Source organism: Paenibacillus sp. FSL R5-0623 (genome assembly GCF_037974265.1).
In the GTDB taxonomy this organism is placed as follows: Bacteria; Bacillota; Bacilli; order Paenibacillales; family Paenibacillaceae; genus Paenibacillus.
On record NZ_CP150233.1, the window covers coordinates 831,765 to 847,778 of the forward strand.

14 protein-coding genes are annotated in these 16,014 nt (G+C 45.3%); 8 read left to right on the forward strand and 6 right to left on the reverse strand.

The window, feature by feature from the left end:
* Positions 1 to 218 precede the first annotated feature (218 nt).
* Positions 219 to 1,307 carry a DNA alkylation repair protein gene (locus MKY92_RS03885; RefSeq protein ID WP_339299231.1) on the reverse strand — a complete coding sequence of 363 codons (1,089 nt, stop codon included), beginning with the start codon at positions 1,305 to 1,307 and terminating at the stop codon, positions 219 to 221.
* A 133-nt stretch (positions 1,308 to 1,440) separates the two neighbouring features.
* On the reverse strand, positions 1,441 to 2,076 hold the full coding sequence (locus MKY92_RS03890) for a tyrosine protein kinase (protein ID WP_339299233.1): 636 nt from the start codon (positions 2,074 to 2,076) through the stop codon (positions 1,441 to 1,443).
* 454 nt (positions 2,077 to 2,530) lie between these two features.
* On the opposite strand from MKY92_RS03890, the gene MKY92_RS03895 reads away from it, so the two are divergent.
* Positions 2,531 to 2,821, forward strand: coding sequence for a YerC/YecD family TrpR-related protein (locus tag MKY92_RS03895; RefSeq protein WP_017690665.1), 291 nt, complete (start codon positions 2,531 to 2,533; stop codon positions 2,819 to 2,821).
* A gap of 1 nt (position 2,822) precedes the next feature.
* Positions 2,823 to 3,608, forward strand: a complete 786-nt coding sequence (locus tag MKY92_RS03900; RefSeq protein WP_339299235.1) for a CbiX/SirB N-terminal domain-containing protein — start codon at positions 2,823 to 2,825, stop codon at positions 3,606 to 3,608.
* Between the two features lie 146 nt (positions 3,609 to 3,754).
* Here MKY92_RS03900 and MKY92_RS03905 read toward each other — a convergent pair whose 3' ends face one another.
* Positions 3,755 to 4,324 carry a TetR/AcrR family transcriptional regulator C-terminal domain-containing protein gene (locus MKY92_RS03905; protein ID WP_339299236.1) on the reverse strand — a complete coding sequence of 190 codons (570 nt, stop codon included), beginning with the start codon at positions 4,322 to 4,324 and terminating at the stop codon, positions 3,755 to 3,757.
* Positions 4,325 to 4,492: 168 nt separating this feature from the next.
* Between MKY92_RS03905 and MKY92_RS03910 the strand changes: the two genes are divergently transcribed.
* Complete coding sequence (locus MKY92_RS03910; protein WP_339299238.1) at positions 4,493 to 5,419, forward strand: 2-dehydropantoate 2-reductase N-terminal domain-containing protein; 927 nt, start codon at positions 4,493 to 4,495, stop codon at positions 5,417 to 5,419.
* 86 nt (positions 5,420 to 5,505) lie between these two features.
* The gene (locus MKY92_RS03915; RefSeq protein ID WP_339299240.1) at positions 5,506 to 5,907 is read left to right on the forward strand and encodes a DUF4395 domain-containing protein; all 402 of its coding nucleotides are present in this window, start codon (positions 5,506 to 5,508) and stop codon (positions 5,905 to 5,907) included.
* Positions 5,908 to 6,092: 185 nt separating this feature from the next.
* Here the strand turns inward: MKY92_RS03915 and MKY92_RS03920 are convergent, their stop codons facing one another.
* Positions 6,093 to 6,809: an NPP1 family protein gene (locus MKY92_RS03920; protein ID WP_339299241.1), complete on the reverse strand. Its 717-nt coding sequence runs from the start codon at positions 6,807 to 6,809 to the stop codon at positions 6,093 to 6,095.
* Between the two features lie 524 nt (positions 6,810 to 7,333).
* Between MKY92_RS03920 and MKY92_RS03925 the strand changes: the two genes are divergently transcribed.
* Entirely contained in the window at positions 7,334 to 8,215 is an 882-nt protein-coding gene (locus tag MKY92_RS03925; RefSeq protein ID WP_017690659.1) for a diacylglycerol kinase, read from the forward strand.
* Positions 8,216 to 8,243: 28 nt separating this feature from the next.
* The gene (gene rlmD / locus MKY92_RS03930; protein WP_339299242.1) at positions 8,244 to 9,845 is read left to right on the forward strand and encodes a 23S rRNA (uracil(1939)-C(5))-methyltransferase RlmD; all 1,602 of its coding nucleotides are present in this window, start codon (positions 8,244 to 8,246) and stop codon (positions 9,843 to 9,845) included.
* A 115-nt stretch (positions 9,846 to 9,960) separates the two neighbouring features.
* Here the strand turns inward: rlmD and MKY92_RS03935 are convergent, their stop codons facing one another.
* Entirely contained in the window at positions 9,961 to 10,896 is a 936-nt protein-coding gene (locus MKY92_RS03935) for a 2-dehydropantoate 2-reductase N-terminal domain-containing protein (RefSeq protein WP_339299243.1), read from the reverse strand.
* 148 nt (positions 10,897 to 11,044) lie between these two features.
* On the opposite strand from MKY92_RS03935, the gene MKY92_RS03940 reads away from it, so the two are divergent.
* A complete protein-coding gene (locus MKY92_RS03940) occupies positions 11,045 to 11,635 on the forward strand; it encodes a TetR/AcrR family transcriptional regulator (protein WP_339299245.1) in 591 nt (196 codons plus the stop codon).
* A 216-nt stretch (positions 11,636 to 11,851) separates the two neighbouring features.
* Here the strand turns inward: MKY92_RS03940 and MKY92_RS03945 are convergent, their stop codons facing one another.
* Positions 11,852 to 13,630 (reverse strand): leucine-rich repeat domain-containing protein, encoded by a 1,779-nt coding sequence (locus MKY92_RS03945; RefSeq protein ID WP_339299247.1) that lies wholly within the window; start codon positions 13,628 to 13,630, stop codon positions 11,852 to 11,854.
* A 403-nt stretch (positions 13,631 to 14,033) separates the two neighbouring features.
* Here MKY92_RS03945 and MKY92_RS03950 point away from each other — a divergent pair, with 403 nt between their 5' ends.
* The gene (locus MKY92_RS03950; RefSeq protein ID WP_339299248.1) at positions 14,034 to 15,998 is read left to right on the forward strand and encodes an AarF/UbiB family protein; all 1,965 of its coding nucleotides are present in this window, start codon (positions 14,034 to 14,036) and stop codon (positions 15,996 to 15,998) included.
* Positions 15,999 to 16,014: the final 16 nt, after the last annotated feature.

A 16,014-nucleotide genomic window follows, 5' to 3' on the forward strand; every position in this document is an offset into this window, starting at 1 on the left:
CAGAAGAAGATTGCGTAGCTGAAGCAACGTTGTTTGCATATGAAAAGGGCCACTGGACAAGGATCTCAGGCAGGAATGGAATAACCTGTCGGAAGATGATTGCCAGGTGGCCTTTCTGATTCTTCTATAGAAGTACTAGAGGTATTGAAAGTATTCTATCCACATGTGAATAACTATTCCGTTGCAATAAGCTGTGTATAACTTATGATGACTTCCTTTTACTCCATTTCAAGAACAAAAGAAGTTGTAGCTGCTTCTTTGCCATTCACAAGAATGGTAAGCGTATGCAGACCGGCATAATATTTTCTTGTTGTAATGATTTTAAACGATTGTTTGGTGGCTACCTTGGTTCTGCCTGTCGGGTACATTTTATCGGAGCATTTGAACCGTTTGGGGGCCTGCTTGCCGTTTGCCTTCATATAACCCATCTCATATTCAATTCGCAGCATCTGGGACTCGCTGCTCTCATTAACGACATCAAACGAAAAATGGAGATCCTCGCCAATGCTAATCGAATCCTGGACAAGCTGAAGCTGCTCAATGTGAATCGAATCCTGCTCATTATAACCAAAAAGACTTAGTGCTTTGCTATGTCCTTTCTTCAGTAATGACCTGCTGGCATGCCGGACAATCCAGTCTGTGTGTACATGTTGTCCATACCAGGTCGTGGCCAGATCCATAACTAGTTCAGGGTGGTCCTTGGAGATGTCATTCAGATGATTGGCGACACTTTTGCGAACATAGAGGGACTCGTCCTGTTTCAATGCATGCAGAATCGGAAGTACAGGTGTTGGATCAGTGATAAAGTTCTGGAGTTTGGCACCCCATGGCAAACGTGGCCGACTGCCCTCACTGGCAAGTCTGCGGATATGTTCGTTGTTGCTCTCTGCCCACGCCATCATATGTTTCATCGTTTGGATTGGATAATGTTCAATAAACGGGCGTACCGCGAACTCCGAGCTGGAATAAGGTGTGAAGACGGTCAGATACTTCATGGATAACTCGTAATCCTCTGGGTCAAGTCCGTTCACTTCGATAAAATCCGGTACAAATAGATATTCAACACCTCTCATCGTAGGGGCGGCTTGTTCGATAATATGTAATGCTTCCTCATAATTGTCAGGCAGTACCTGGGTCAAAGCCAATGTGATTCTGCGAATGCGCGCTTTGAATTCCAACTGTCCCCAGCCTTCAGCGAAAACCAATTCATGAAATTGCTGTGTATCCAGCTTTGGGTAGAATTGACGCAACAGTTCGCCGGTCCGATCGATTAATGCGGGAGTGTATTTGTCTTTGATAAGTTCCATGGTCCGCCTCCTTTAGTTACTATCCAGTATACCTCAAATTACAGAAATAAGAACGTAAGTTCCTAAAATTTATTTGTATACGGATGAACGTTGTTAAGGCACCCGCCTTCTGTAAGGGGGTGCCTGAATCTTCTTAACCTTTGCGACTTTTGGGACGACGCTTCGTGGAATTGGATTTGCGGCGGACTGGAGTTGTATTGCGGCGACGTGTAGCATTCGTTGTTTTGTTCCGACGTTTGTTTTTACGTTTCCGGGGTGGCGTATATTCTTCATAGTCTGCATCAGCTGCGCTGTTATTCGATTTTCCTTTTCCAAAAGGCAGAATGCCCATAACAAGTTTCATCATCGGAGCCATCTGCTGGATCCCACCGACGACCTTCTGCATTTTGCCTATTCCACTCATGATCCCATCAATGCCGCCGAAGCGGTCAATCATTCCTTTTAACTCACCGATGTTGGCTAATGAAAAGCCGGAACTGCCAGTAGCAGGCGCCGGTACCGGAGCAGGGGGAACCACCTGAGCTCCACCTCCATAAAAGTTCCCGCCAGCTACACCTTGCCCATAGGGTACGACTGCAGATGCTTCGACTTCACCGAAGCCCGGGTAATGGGGCTCTACGCCAGGGTACATCGGTTGAATCTGAGTTTCATTTAAAGACCGCGGAATCACACCGGGCGGCATATAGGCAGAAGTATGTGCCTGCCGATGAGCATGAGAAGACGGACGTTGCCTTGGTGCTGGCTGGCGGTGATAATAATGCTGTGGCATGAACGATCACGTTCCTTCTATGTTGGATTTCGGAATTGCGTTCCATGAGTTGCATGACAGATGTACATCATAGACCCTTGTGGAACTCCCTTTTGTTATACTGTATGTCATTCGCGGAGAGACGGCGTAGGCGGGTATCCCGGAAAACGGGATATTTGCGGATTTGGGCGCATGTAAGATGGCAGGTTCACGAAGGGTAAAATGCATTTTAGACACAAAATTGTCACATTTAGGAGGAAAGAAATCCTACATAAGTAATCGGATATATACAGGTGAAAACTGGGGAAAAGCGCGGTAATTTCGCCCGATGTACGCGAGGGGAGGACAATAGTACCTTTTGTAAGCGGTAACATGTATTTTTATTCTGTAGTGCGTGAAATCGGTAACGCTTGAAATACCAACTCAGGGTGAGTACAATGTAGGTACACAGTAACCGCTAGGGGATGATGATGAAATGCAGCTGAAAAAGCTAAATGATAAAAGCATTGAACAACTATTCGAGGCTATTTTGACGCTAAAAGATATTGAAGAGTGTTATGTTTTCTTTGATGACCTCTGCACAGTTAACGAGATCCAATCCATGTCCCAGCGTCTGGAAGTGGCTCGTATGTTGGGTAAAGGCAATACGTATAACCAGATTGAAGCAGAGACAGGTGCGAGTACAGCTACAATTTCACGTGTGAAACGCTGCCTGAATTACGGCAATGATGGTTATAAAATGACGCTGGAACGCCTGGGACGCTAATATGAAGAAGCCGGGTGTACTCATCATCAGTCACGGTTCACAGGAGCAGACCTGGGTGGAATCCGTCGATGACGCGATCTCCCGGTTGAATCTGCCTGTTCCATTACCGGTTGAAGCCGGTTTTCTTGAACTTGTGGAAGGACGCCTGATCCAGGACGGTATCGACCGACTGGAAGCACAAGGCGTAACCGATATTCTGGTCGTACCTCTATTTGTTTCGTCCGGGAGTACACATGTGGATGAAATTGAATATGCCATTGGTGCAAAGGAAACACCTGATCGCGAAACGGATCTGGAACCGTTCGATGTGAAGGCTCGGGTTCACTTCGGTTATCCGGTGGATAACGATCCGGATATTGCCGTGATGGTGTGGGACAAAGTCCGATTACTGTCGCAGCAACCGGAGGAGGAAACGATCCTGCTGGTAGGCCATGGGAGTATTCATGATGGCTTTCGCGAGCGTTGGGAAGCCGGAATTTCTTCCCTTGCAGAGCGTGTGCAGGAAGTTAGTGGTGTAGCCCATACGGATTATGCATTGCTGAATCCGGAGAGTGTGTACGACAAAGTGAAGTACTGGAGCGAAGAGCGGGGGAACCGAGTCATTGTGGCGCCGCTGTTTTTGAGTGCCGGTTATTTCACGAGGAACGTTATCCCGGATCGGCTGCAGGAACTGAACTATGTGTACAGCGGTGAGACACTGTTGCCACATCCATTGCTCGGGCAGTGGCTGGAGCATCAGATCCAGATTTTGCTGGAGAGATGTAATGAGGTTAAAGCTTCTTCATGAAGTGATCGCTTTGGCATAGGTATGTGATCACATCGCTAGCAGTAATGTCGCATCATTTGATATGAACTCCATAGCTTCATAAACAATTAAACCACGTCGAAGGACGTGGTTTTTGTTTGTTGTAGATCACTTGAACGAGGATTGGGTTATCCATTAATGGGTGCGTGCAATTGCAGATGTAGCTCCAGTAAACTTATTAATTGGTCAACGATCTCCTCAGCCGGATAAGGCATGGAATTCATAATCCACCACTCCAGAAGACCAACTGCAGCGGAAGCAAGAAACTGTATGGTGATCTCTTTTTTCATACCTTCCTGGATGCCACAGGCATCCATCTGTTCCTCCACTCCCTGGACCAACAATGTCATCAACTTACTACGGAATGCCGGAATACCTTTTTTGGTTAGAAGTGTGGTATAGGTAGAGGCATGTTGTTCCAGATAACAGAAAGTTCTGAGAAGCGCATCCTTGGCCGTAACGGGTGTTGTAGTAGAGCTTTCGATCATGCAGGCATCCAACAACTGCTGCAAATAGGTCTCAATGCATTGATCCAACAGGTCGAACTTGTCAGCGTAATGCAAATAGATGGTTCCTCGGTTTACATTAGCCCGATCAGCAATATCGTTTATCGTAATTTGCTCGAATTCCTGTTCCTCCAGTAACCCCACAAAAGCTTCAATTATCGCCTTTCGTGTCTTGAGTACTCGTCTGTCCATGGCCCCTCCTATGATGGTTTTCAACAATAAGGAATCATTCGTTGATTATTCAACAAAAACGGATATTTTAACGATTGAAGCACAGTAGGCGCTTTGTTACTCTTATTTTATCAACAGATGTTGATAAAACAACGATTATTTATAAAATATGAAATTGAGGGATAACCAATGAAGATATTAGTGTATGGGGCTGGGGTTTTGGGCAGTCAACTGGCACACGTTCTGGTGCGCGGCGGCAATGAAGTCACCATTCTGGCTAGAGGGAAGCGGGCAGAGGAGCTGGAGAAGGATGGAATCGTCATCCGGCATGTTTTTCAATTCAAAACGACAGTTGATCAGGTTCGGGTAGCCAGAACGTTGGAAGTGGATGATCAATATGATCTGATTTTTGTTGTCATGAAATATAATGATTTTCCTTCTGTGTTACCTATTCTGGCAGACAATCAGAGCAGCAATATTGTGATTGTGGGAAACAACGCAGATGCGCGAAGCATGCAAAACTTTTTGGAGGAAAACAGCAGGGTAGCAAAACGGGTCGCGTTTGGATTCCATGTGAGTGGAGGGAAGAGGGAAAAGGACCGAATGTTATCGATCGGTGGAGGTAGCGGACAAATGGTAATCGGCAGTCTGGACGGAGAGATAGGCTTTAAACCTTTGCTGGATCAAGCTTTCCGACATGTGAAATACAAGTTAAATGTTCTGAGCGATATTGATGCCTGGCTGAAAAGTCATATCATCCCCATTCTGATGCTTAATGCGGTGAGTTTTAATGAGAAGCGCGAATTGATCAAGTTGGACGGGAACAGAAAGCAAATCCAACATATGATTAGGGCGATGGATGAGGGCTTCAGCGTACTTGAGGCTATGGGCATAACGATTATACCGGAGATTCAGGCTAAAATGATACGCAAGCATCAACGGATGTTGTACCTTCTGTTGAAGATCTATAGCATGCTTCCGGTTCATAAGCTGGTCGCGGGTTCTTTTGGAGAGATTGAGGCGTTAAATAATGCATTTACCGATTGGAAAAAGACAACAGGCATCCCGACTCCCCATTGGGACGTGCTGAAAAGAGATTTTACTATCCTTAAATGAAGTGTTGCTCATTAACCCAATACCGACTACAATAAAACCGACTAATAGAATGGGGATAAGGTGATATGTGGATGCGGGAAATGCCCATGCGCTATGTGAAAGCGAATCAGGTCGGTATTGTATTATTTGTTTTACTCTCGTTTGTGTTCAATCCGCTGGTAGTTCTGGGCTTGCTGTGGACCATTCAGGTGGTTGGTCTGGCTTCCAGTGGCAAACTTAATCTGTTTGTGCAAATTGGGAAAGCTGTGTTGACTGGTAAAGGTACAGAGACGCAGGCGGTGGAGCTGCAGCGATTCAACAATATTCTGGCCGTGCTCTTCCTGTCTCTGGCATTCATCTCGTTCTCGCTTGGCTGGGTAGGCGCAGGGTATGTATTCTCCGTCATGCTTCTCGCGGCTGCAAGTGCGGCCCTGCTGGGTTATTGTGTAGGCTGCACCGTCTATTTCTGGTATAAACAGCTGCGTGCAGGCAGAAAAATCGGATTTTGAGGGTTGGCTGAAGAGCGATACGATGACAGAATAACTTATTCTTCGAGTAAGGATAAAGACGAGTCATGTTCAGAGAGCTTTCTGGCGGCAAGCTTTTAGCTGGACCTATATGGCGATCGGAATACGATCGCATTATAATGAAATCCCCCTCAAGTGAACTGTTCACTCGAAGAGGATTTTCTTTTTTATCTAAACCAGGCCTTGTTCAAATTGTTCGTGAAATTGTTATCGTTCATAGGTACGTTGGCACTGCCAAAGTCCGTGGTGTTGAGTGCATTCCGTGCCGCAGAAGTCAGATCGTCCCATCCGATTAAAGGCTGAGTTCCACCCACAGCATTAGTAACGCCAAGCTCATGGTTAAGTGGCCAGGTACTATTATAGGAAATCAACGGATGATTACCTTGTGTATTGTTATTGCTCGGAGTGACGTTGGTGAACTGTCCGTGACCGGAATATGCGATAGAGAGGATTTTGGAATTGGCTGCTGCCGGATTATCGACCCACACGACGATTCCTTCCCAATCATGACGATGGCCGAGTCCAGAGGAAGGAGAGTCTTTCGGGAAATACCACGAATACATGATAGCCCACACCCCATTGTGCCATGCGGAGCGGGAGTAGATCTGGCCTGTACTTGAGCTACAGTTCCCATTCGATGACCCGGACGTATTCAAGCCAGCACTGGTATTGCCCTGTTGATCCACTGCGGGAAAAGGCACACATCCATGATAGACTTTTAGAAAAGGCTGAAAACGCTTGGCTGCTTGTTGTGTTACGGTCAAAGGCGTAACTTCCTGGAATCCGACTACCTGATCATGATTAATTTCTGCCGCTTCAATAACAGTGACCCAAGGAATACAGGCCATAAGCGAAACCAAGAGCATTAACACGATTTTTTTCATTTACACTTCTCCTTCAAGGGTATGATTTGGTGCTAAGTCGAGGGTGCACTAAAACTATATTGGAAAAAGGTTTATGTTATTTATCTTTTCATCTTAAGATTTGTAAATTTGTAGCATATCTATGTCATAATCATATGAAGATCATCGAAATCGAAGACTAATTCCTGTCCAAGCGGGCAGAATGGTTGATTAATGAGACTATTTTACATAAAAGGTAGTGGGGAAGATTCAGAGTGGTGCGTGAGGTTTATTGGGTAATGGATGGATTAATGGGTACCTATATGAAAAAATATACTTATGGATTACAGGCTAGGACATCTTTACATTTGATGATATGATAGGAGTTAAAGGCTTTGGAATGAGACGGAATTCCTGATGCATAGATATAGGTAAGACGAAAGATTAGAGCAGTATGAACGGAAGATCATTTATATGTAAAAAATATACCCTTCTGTGGACTCGTGCAACGTAAGAATATGAGGTCGTTTAGACTCATGGATAATGTGGAATAGGTGGCGTATGAGATGAAAAAAGCTCGCTTAATATATAATCCGACCTCAGGCCGGGAAGAAATGAAGAAACGTCTGGCTGATATTTTGCAGCGTTTGGATCAAGGTGGTATTGAAGCTTCATGTCACGCAACAACGGGCGAAGGTGACGCAACCCGGGAAGCGGAACTCGCGATTGAACGCGGCTATGACATGATTATTGCTGCTGGTGGAGATGGCACGTTGTATGAAGTTATCAATGGTATGGCTGAGCGGGAGAATCGTCCTCCGCTGGGTGTGTTTCCTTTGGGAACAACGAATGATTTTGCACGTGCACTCGGCATTCCGAGACAATGGGAAGATTACGTGGATCTGGTCATTAACCAGCAGCTTCGTCCGCTCGATCTGGGCAAAGCGAATGATAAATATTTTATCAACATCGCCGGCGGTGGATCACTGACTGAACTGACCTATGAAGTACCGAGTCGTCTGAAAACGATGATTGGGCAACTGGCCTATTATATGAAGGGTATTGAGAAAATGGCGAGTCTGTCTCCACAGGAGCTGATTATTCGCGCCGACGGTCAGGAAGAAATCCATGATGAATTCATGTTATTCCTCATCGCCAATACCAATTCGGTCGGGGGATTTGAGAAGTTGGCTCCAGGTGCAACCATTGATGATGGTCTGTTCGATGTGATCGGTGTCCGCAAGTGTAATCTGGCCGATATGATCCGCCTCGTAACGCTCGCGCTGCGTGGGGAGCATCTGAACGACAAGAAAGTGGTTCATTTCCAGACGAGTCATATGGAAGTTACGTCCCCGGGATATGTGCAGCTGAACCTCGATGGAGAGTTGGGCGGCACATTGCCAGCTACGTTTACGAATTTGCGTCATCATCTGATGTTGTATCGTTAAATACTAAAAAGAAAGAAGTGAATGTACGTTGTCTAATACGAACCGCAGCGGTCGTGGAAAAAACCGCCGGAATTCGGCTGCCTCTCAGGGGCAAGGGAACGCTTCAGCGTCCCGTCAGCCAAGTCAATCATCTCGTCCATCTACACGTCAGCAGGGAAAAGAGGTGCGGCCACAAGGCGCATCTCTTTCTGCCGTTCGTCCAAAGGGGAGAGCGCGTGAATCCGCACCAATCGAAGGTCTGCCCGTTAGCAAAAATGAAGAGACCGTCATCGACATCATTGGCATGAATCATGACGGTGAGGGTGTAGGTCGCGCGAATGGATACACGCTCTTTGTACAGGGTGCGCTTCCAGGTGAAACCGTGCGTGTGCGCGTGATGAAAACCAAGAAGCAGTATGGCTACGCCAAACTGCTGGAGATCGTGAAAGCAAGCCCGGATCGAGTGTCCGCGCCTTGCCCGATCTACGATCAGTGCGGCGGCTGCCAGATTCAGCATATGAGTTATGCCGGACAGCTTGCGTGGAAACGCCAGTTGGTAGTCGATAATTTGCAGCGGATTGGCAAGTTGAACGTGATGGTGGAGGATGCAGAAGATACGGAGCAAGGCATTCGCGTACTGCCTACGATGGGTATGGACGAGCCGTGGCGCTATCGGAATAAAGCACAGGTGCCAATTGGCGTTACCGAGGGTGGTCTGGTAGGTGGTTTTTACGCCAAAGGAAGTCACCGGATCATCGATATGGAGAGCTGTCTCATTCAGCATGAGCACAATGACGAAGTGGTTGCGAAGGTGAAGGAGATCGGCAGTCACTTTGGAATTAGCGCATATAACGAAGAGACAGGTCGCGGTCTGCTGCGCCATGTGGTCGTAAAAAAAGCATTCCGCACGGGCGAGATGATGCTTGTTCTGGTCACCAATGGACGAGACATTCCGCACAAGGACGAATGGATTGGCAGTATCCGTGAAGCGATTCCACATGTGGCGAGCATATGCCAGAATGTGAACAAGAAGCAGACCAACGTTATCTTTGGCGATGAGACCCGCGTCCTGTGGGGCCGTGATGTGATCTATGATTATATCGGTGATGTTCAGTTTGCGATCTCGGCTCGTTCGTTCTATCAGGTGAATCCGGTGCAGACGGAAGTACTGTATGGCAAAACTGTAGAGTACGCAGGACTGAGCGGCAAAGAAACCGTAATTGATGCCTATTGCGGCATCGGTACGATCTCTCTTTTCCTCGCGCAACATGCGGATCAGGTGTATGGTGTTGAGATCGTGCCCGAAGCAATTGAGGATGCTCGCAGCAATGCGCTCTTGAACGAGATGAAAAACGTGAAATTCGAAGTTGGCGCATCCGAGGACGTTATTCCGCGCTGGAAAGAACAAGGTATCGAAGCAGACGTAATTGTTGTCGATCCACCGCGTAAGGGCTGCGATCCACGTTTGCTGGAGACGATCCTGGAGATGAAGCCAGAGCGCGTGGTGTATGTGAGCTGTAATCCGAGTACGCTGGCACGTGATCTTCGTGTGCTGGAGGATGGCGGATATCGAACGGTTGAGGTAACGCCAGTGGATATGTTCCCGCATACAGTACATGTGGAGAGTGTAGCGATGTTGGTTAGGGTGTAGTGTTTTGAAGCTACATTTACCTGTTTTAATATAGCTAATTTGCCCGAGGCTTCTAAAGCTCGGGCTATAATTGTTTTAACCGAAGTCATTCATTCAGCGAAAGGCATTCAGTTTATCAGTTTTTAATAGCTTTGTGTTGTTCAGTGTTTTCTAATGCCACAGTAAGACGTGGTAAAGGTATGCCTAACTTTTTTGCTTCTCTCACAACTTCAAGTACCGCAAAACCGGCTTTACTATTGTTGTATTCAATGAAAAGTCGTGGTAAGCTGCCCTTTGCAAAAATAACCTTGTTAAACAGCGTGCCGAGAAGTACTGTTGGAATCTTGGTCAACAGTAGAGTGATCGCGTCCATCTTTGCGCCTCTTGCTTTAAGTATAGGGGTCATTTCCCGCATACTCTTACCGACATTTGCGAATGAGTCACTATGATTCAAGACGGCTGGGAAACTTCCTCGTTTTAACACCTCGGTCTCCATCGCCGCATTCATGGCAAAATGATTCCATAGCCAGCTTTGCATATCTTTTGTCCAATTGATTTTAAAATGGGCGCTTTCAAATAGTTCTTTGACCTTGTTGTTTATCTGTTCCGTGCCTACCCGTGGTTTTTCCAGAAATATCGTTTTTAAAAAGCCGCCCCTAAGCTTATTGTCCTCAATGCCGCCTCCTGCTCCTGGGAACCCAAAGACAACATTGTTCATAGACAAGGGCAAGATCGATGATTTTAAATCCTGCCAAATATTATTGAATATTAGGATAGGGGTGTTACCCGCGGTAGTCGATAGTAATTGTGCTGCTTCGGGAAGTTGCTTCGTGTTGACACTTGCAATAATGAGATCGTAATTTGGGCTTATCTCCTCATGCAGTTTGATGTTCCAGCTTTCTTGGATTAACTGTTTCCCGCTTCGTGCGTCCCACATTTCAAGCGCTATATGACTTCCGAGGGTTTCTTTTCTCCCTTTTCTAACGTAAAACTCAACGGTATGCCCTGCCTTTTCAAAAGCCCAAGCATACTGGGTCGATATGACACCTCTACCAAAGAATAAAATTCTCATATTACCTCCTGAAAAAAAAATTCAATCCTTGTTGATGATCCAACAACGTGTTGTATAATGTTATTGTATTGATTCACTTTACGATCATCAACCATCAGATTTTTAATATCTGTCGTATAATTGATCGAACAGCAGACGGAGGCAAATAATGAAAAAGCAACCTGAAATTACGGACAAAACAAGGCAGACATTTATAAATGTATTCTGTGATTTATATAGTCGAAAACCCATCGAAAAAATATCCATACAAGAGATCGCTAACCAATCAGGATATAATCGGAGTACATTTTATCAATACTTTACAGATATCTATGCGTTGTTGGACTGCGTTGAAGAGCGTGTTTTGAAATCCATTAACGAGGAGATGGCAGGCAGAGAGTTTTCTACACATACGTTCCAGGATGCACTTCAATGCTTGGAAAATGCAGAGGACATTTCAGTTCTGAAAGCCCTCTTGGGCGACTATGGTTCTGTTCATTTTGTGGAACGCTTGAAAAGAGAAATTCCCTTTGAGAGATTGATTGTGGATTTTCCAACAGATGATGTCTTGGCACCATATATCATTGAGTTTTACATATCAACATTAATATCTATGTTTCGTCTTTGGATACGCAACGACAAAGACCTATCGTCAGAAGAATTGGTCAAGCTGATCGATAGCCTATTTGCAAAGGGGATAACACCGTATCATATCTTTGGCGCGGTCAATTTGAAGCGCTCTGATCTGAATAAAAAGTAAAGGGACGAGGAGAAGGAGAATGAGGGCTTGACTGTAACAGAATCCCTGATACGAGGGTCGCTTGCCTAATTATTTTTGCAAGAGCCTTTTCTGGAGTGCCTACAAACAGATCATACAGATATTCTAGCGGAAAACAGTAAAGAGGAGCATTTGCTCCTCTTTACTTCAATAACTATAGTAGTCTAAAACTCCTCACTCCATCATCCCAAGCGGTAATTAATACACATGCACATCCGTACCAAGCACGGATTTGTTTTGTACGGAATTACCGGATAGATATACCTTTTGCAGATTAGGAAGCTGGCTTAGGCTCTCGATATTGGAAATGGCATTGTTCTCGAGATGAAGCTCTTCTATGGCCTGCCAGTTACTCATAAATTCGAGAGAAGCCAGATTGTTATCTTGCAGAGTAAAGGAACGTAGAGCCGACATGTTGGCAAAGTAAGGCATCATTTGGTCAACTTCATTGACAGAGTTGTTATTTATGCTGAAATATGGCTGCTCTAAGGTCAAATGTTCAAGCACGCTGTTTTCCGCAGCCGTTTTTTGTTCAAAGTTCAACCTACACTCGGAGCACATCAGAGATTTGACCTGCTTTAAACGAAATAAAGCATCGCTCTCCTTATATAGTGACGAGTCGTAAATGTTTAGAGTCTCTAGGCTGGGCAAACCGTCCAGGGCGCCAAGACGTGTAATTTCATCGATCTCCCAGAGGGAGAGTTGCTCCAGTTTTGGGAATTTCCCCAGCGCAACCAAGTTCAATTCCCCGCTTCCGCCACGGAGCGTCAGACTGGTTGTAGCCGGGGCCTTTAGCCCAGTGAGAAAGGAGCTTGGAATTTCCACTCGCCCCACATTAGGCAATGTCAGCGCTTCTGCTTTCTCGTAGTAACCGGACAACGTTAATTCCCGCAGAGAGGGCAGACTGTTTATGACCTTTACCGAACTAAGCTGACTTAGAGAAGCCAGACGTAGTGTAGTAATGGAGGCCTTGTCGGCCAAGGGCTCCAGGCTTGAGAAGTTTACGTTTTCGAGATCAAGTGTTTGTAGAGCAGGCATATTTTGTACAAAGTCGATGGACTTTACATTCGTTAAAAAGGATAGCTGAAGCTCCTGAAGCTGGGTCAAGGCGTACAGCGGCTGCAGGTCTGTGGTTTCACTGTAATGTATGGATAAGGATGAAAGCCCGGTCATGGAGGACAACCATCCCAGTTCATCGACAAAGGTGAGCGACAGGGACTTGAGCGGCAGCTTGTTCAACAGAAAGAAATCCGTTACGGATTCATCCACATAGGTAATGGATAACGAGCTCAGATTAGGAAACTCCAGCAGCATGGCCAATTCCTGATTGCTGCGAAGCTGAGTGGAAAGCTCCGTAATTTTAGTCTTGTCTCCAAAGTAGCCCGAAAATGTACTGAAGGATTCGTTAAAAGCGCCTCCATAACTTTTTAATCCGGACATATGGGCCAAAGTGGTTTGATCCGTCTGGGCGATTTCATAGGTGTTCGTCAGGTCCAATGCCGTCAGTCCCGTAAAGGCTTCAAAATCTCGCTGATTGATCTCCTGGCCATTCAGTTTCTTGTCCTGAGTAACATAAGTGATTTTCTCGGCCTGTTCATCGCTGAAGGGATCGGAGAGGCTATATGTAAACGTCCACTGATCATTCTCCGAATGCTCTACAGTTAAATAGCGAAGACGAGCCAATTCCTCCTCTGTCGGCAGGGCAGATCCTTTATCGAAGATATCTCGCAAAAAGGAAAGAAGAACCTCGCTTTCGGGCATCTTTCGTACAGGCAGATTGGCTTCTGTTTTTGAATAGGTGGAGCTGTTGCTATAATAAAAATATGTACCGATGGCGCCTGATATGACAAGCAGCAGGACCAATAACAGCCTTAGGGGGATGGAGACGGAGACGGACAGCTTCGGCGTCGCCTCAGGAACTGTCCCGTGGTAATGATTAATGGTCTGGTCTACGTAATAGACATGATTTTGCTTCAATAAAAGCTCTGTTTCACAATAGGGACACTTTAAAACTTCATCCTCCTTGTATTCAATTCTTCCATTGCAATTGGGACAGTTTAACGGGATAAACGCCACGAATGTCCTCTCCTTCATTTCATTATGATGTTCATAAGATCATGCTGAACGGTGATCTGACTTCATTATACCTTGTGAATTTACGTTTGATGAGAGAAAGAAGTTTCACATAGCGAAGGAGTAGGGAATCCAGCTCCTTTTTGATCTTCTTTAAGTAGGGCAGAGGGGAGGCATTAGACATCATCAAGCGAACTGCTGCCTTTACCGGGACGGTTTATTTATGTTTATTGAACGCGAGGGTGAGTATGTTATATTGAGGAGAGGAAAATCAAACGATACCATTACATAACAGGTGGGATGTAAGATGTTCTTTTTTATTACAATGCTTGTGTGCTTTGTTGTATTCATGTTGCTGACTTCGTTCTTCAACAGAAAACATAAAGTTCTAATCTCGTTAGTCAGTTCGCTGGTAGTGAGTACGCTGCTTCAGGCTCTGGAGCAATTTTACCTAAGCGGTATTTTAGTGGCGTCGTTTTTGGTTTATTTTATAATCGGAAATATCAGCACTTTAAAAAGCAATCAGCTTAGGCTAATCTTGGCGGTATTATTCAGTACGTCCATAGTAACACTGGTGCTCTCGTTTACATACTTCAATCAAACCACAGCTCCACCAGATGCCGAGATTCTTAGAGTTATGTTTATGTACTACCCTTTATTAGTTGTGTTTATTGCGTGTTATATCTACATGCTCCTAAGCCTGTTCAATTTTAAAATGTTGCAAGCCGCCAATCCGTTCCTCTATATCTGGAATAAGGTTCGTGCTTTCAGACGGATGATGCGTTTGTTCTGGATTATTTCACGTAAAGGTTTGACTCATTTGATTCAGCAGGATCATGCCAAGCTACCCTTTGCGATTGCTGAGGTTCTGGATAACATGGGCGGCGTGTTTGTTAAGTTTGCTCAAGTGTTATCGACCAAAAAGGACATGCTGCCTGCGAACTATATTCAAGCGTTCTCCAGTCTGCATGATCAGGTTAAACCGCTGAGCCAAGATGAACTGAAAACAATCATTGACACTAGAATCGGAAATATGGATGAAACCTATGAATCCTTTGGGATGGAGCCGATTGCTGCGGCTTCGATCGGACAGGTTCATCTGGCAAAGCTAAAGTTAACGGGCGAGAAGGTTGTTGTTAAAATTCTAAGACCTGACGTGAAGCAGAAGATGACAGTGGATTTGGATATTTTGATCCAGTTTGTCACATGGCTGTCCGAACGCTCTATCAAAATCAAGAGACTTGGGTTAATCCAGTTAGCCGAAGGATTCAAACAGAATTTGCTTGAAGAAACCGATTTTGATATCGAGGCCTTAAATACGAATCTGTTGCGAAAAGCCTTCCAGGAACATGATATTCAGATCCGTGTTCCTAAAATCTACGCCGAGTTCTCAACGAAACAGGTGCTCACCATGGAATATATCGAAGGAACCAGCTTCACAAAAGCGGTGACAAACGACGTGTCAGTGAGGGTGATGCACGCATTTTTGGATCAAATTCTGATGATTGGTATCTTTCATGCGGACCCCCATCCTGGCAACCTCATGCTTACTTCTGATGGAGAAGTTGCTTTGATCGACTTTGGTTCAGTGGGATATCTAACGGATGAGGAACGAGAAGGCATGTTAAGCTTCCTGATGGGTTACAGCACTAAAGATACGAAAGAGATGGCGCATGGCTTAACGCGAGTCTGTAAGGAAGGAGATTTACTGGATCAAAAACTGATTGAACAACGCCTTAACCGTTTGTTAGCAGAAGTATCTTTCTCACCAGACCCGACAAGTGTCATGATGAAACGTATGATGACCCTGATCACGGATATGGGGATGTCCTTAAAACCGACCATTGCTGGTGCATTCAGAGCTATCATTACGCTGGATGGTACGTTGTCATCTGTAGATGATACCTACTCTTTATCTGCAGCAAGCCAGTCCTACGCCAGCCATATGGATAAAGGGCAGATGGTTAAAGAGCGCATAAGCAAGGTCAAGGACCAGATTACGGACTACATTCCTAGATTATTGGAGCTGCCTATTCTGAAGGAAAATAAAATTACGATTGCTCGTGAGCAACATCATTCATTGAATGATGTTATAGGCACGTTAACTGTGGGGATTTTCACGGTAATCTGTATGGTTGTTATGCTCGCAAGTTTTGTAGTTCAGAGCGAAGTCATGCGATTTCTACTTGGTCCATTATCCATATCAGGCTTTGGTGTAGGGATGACCATTTTGTGCGTATCTGTAATTAAACATTTGAAGCCTAAGGTGTAGTGTATAGATAGATCAG

What these genes read in the sequence shown, in the direction of transcription:
- MKY92_RS03885 (WP_339299231.1), bottom strand. Translation starts at nt 1,307, where the DNA reads ATGGAACTTATCAAAGACAAATACACTCCCGCATTAATCGATCGGACC.
- MKY92_RS03890 (WP_339299233.1), bottom strand. Translation starts at nt 2,076, where the DNA reads ATGCCACAGCATTATTATCACCGCCAGCCAGCACCAAGGCAACGTCCG.
- MKY92_RS03895 (WP_017690665.1), top strand. Translation starts at nt 2,531, where the DNA reads ATGCAGCTGAAAAAGCTAAATGATAAAAGCATTGAACAACTATTCGAG.
- MKY92_RS03900 (WP_339299235.1), top strand. Translation starts at nt 2,823, where the DNA reads ATGAAGAAGCCGGGTGTACTCATCATCAGTCACGGTTCACAGGAGCAG.
- MKY92_RS03905 (WP_339299236.1), bottom strand. Translation starts at nt 4,324, where the DNA reads ATGGACAGACGAGTACTCAAGACACGAAAGGCGATAATTGAAGCTTTT.
- MKY92_RS03910 (WP_339299238.1), top strand. Translation starts at nt 4,493, where the DNA reads ATGAAGATATTAGTGTATGGGGCTGGGGTTTTGGGCAGTCAACTGGCA.
- MKY92_RS03915 (WP_339299240.1), top strand. Translation starts at nt 5,506, where the DNA reads ATGCGCTATGTGAAAGCGAATCAGGTCGGTATTGTATTATTTGTTTTA.
- MKY92_RS03920 (WP_339299241.1), bottom strand. Translation starts at nt 6,809, where the DNA reads ATGAAAAAAATCGTGTTAATGCTCTTGGTTTCGCTTATGGCCTGTATT.
- MKY92_RS03925 (WP_017690659.1), top strand. Translation starts at nt 7,334, where the DNA reads ATGAAAAAAGCTCGCTTAATATATAATCCGACCTCAGGCCGGGAAGAA.
- MKY92_RS03935 (WP_339299243.1), bottom strand. Translation starts at nt 10,896, where the DNA reads ATGAGAATTTTATTCTTTGGTAGAGGTGTCATATCGACCCAGTATGCT.
- MKY92_RS03940 (WP_339299245.1), top strand. Translation starts at nt 11,045, where the DNA reads ATGAAAAAGCAACCTGAAATTACGGACAAAACAAGGCAGACATTTATA.
- MKY92_RS03950 (WP_339299248.1), top strand. Translation starts at nt 14,034, where the DNA reads ATGTTCTTTTTTATTACAATGCTTGTGTGCTTTGTTGTATTCATGTTG.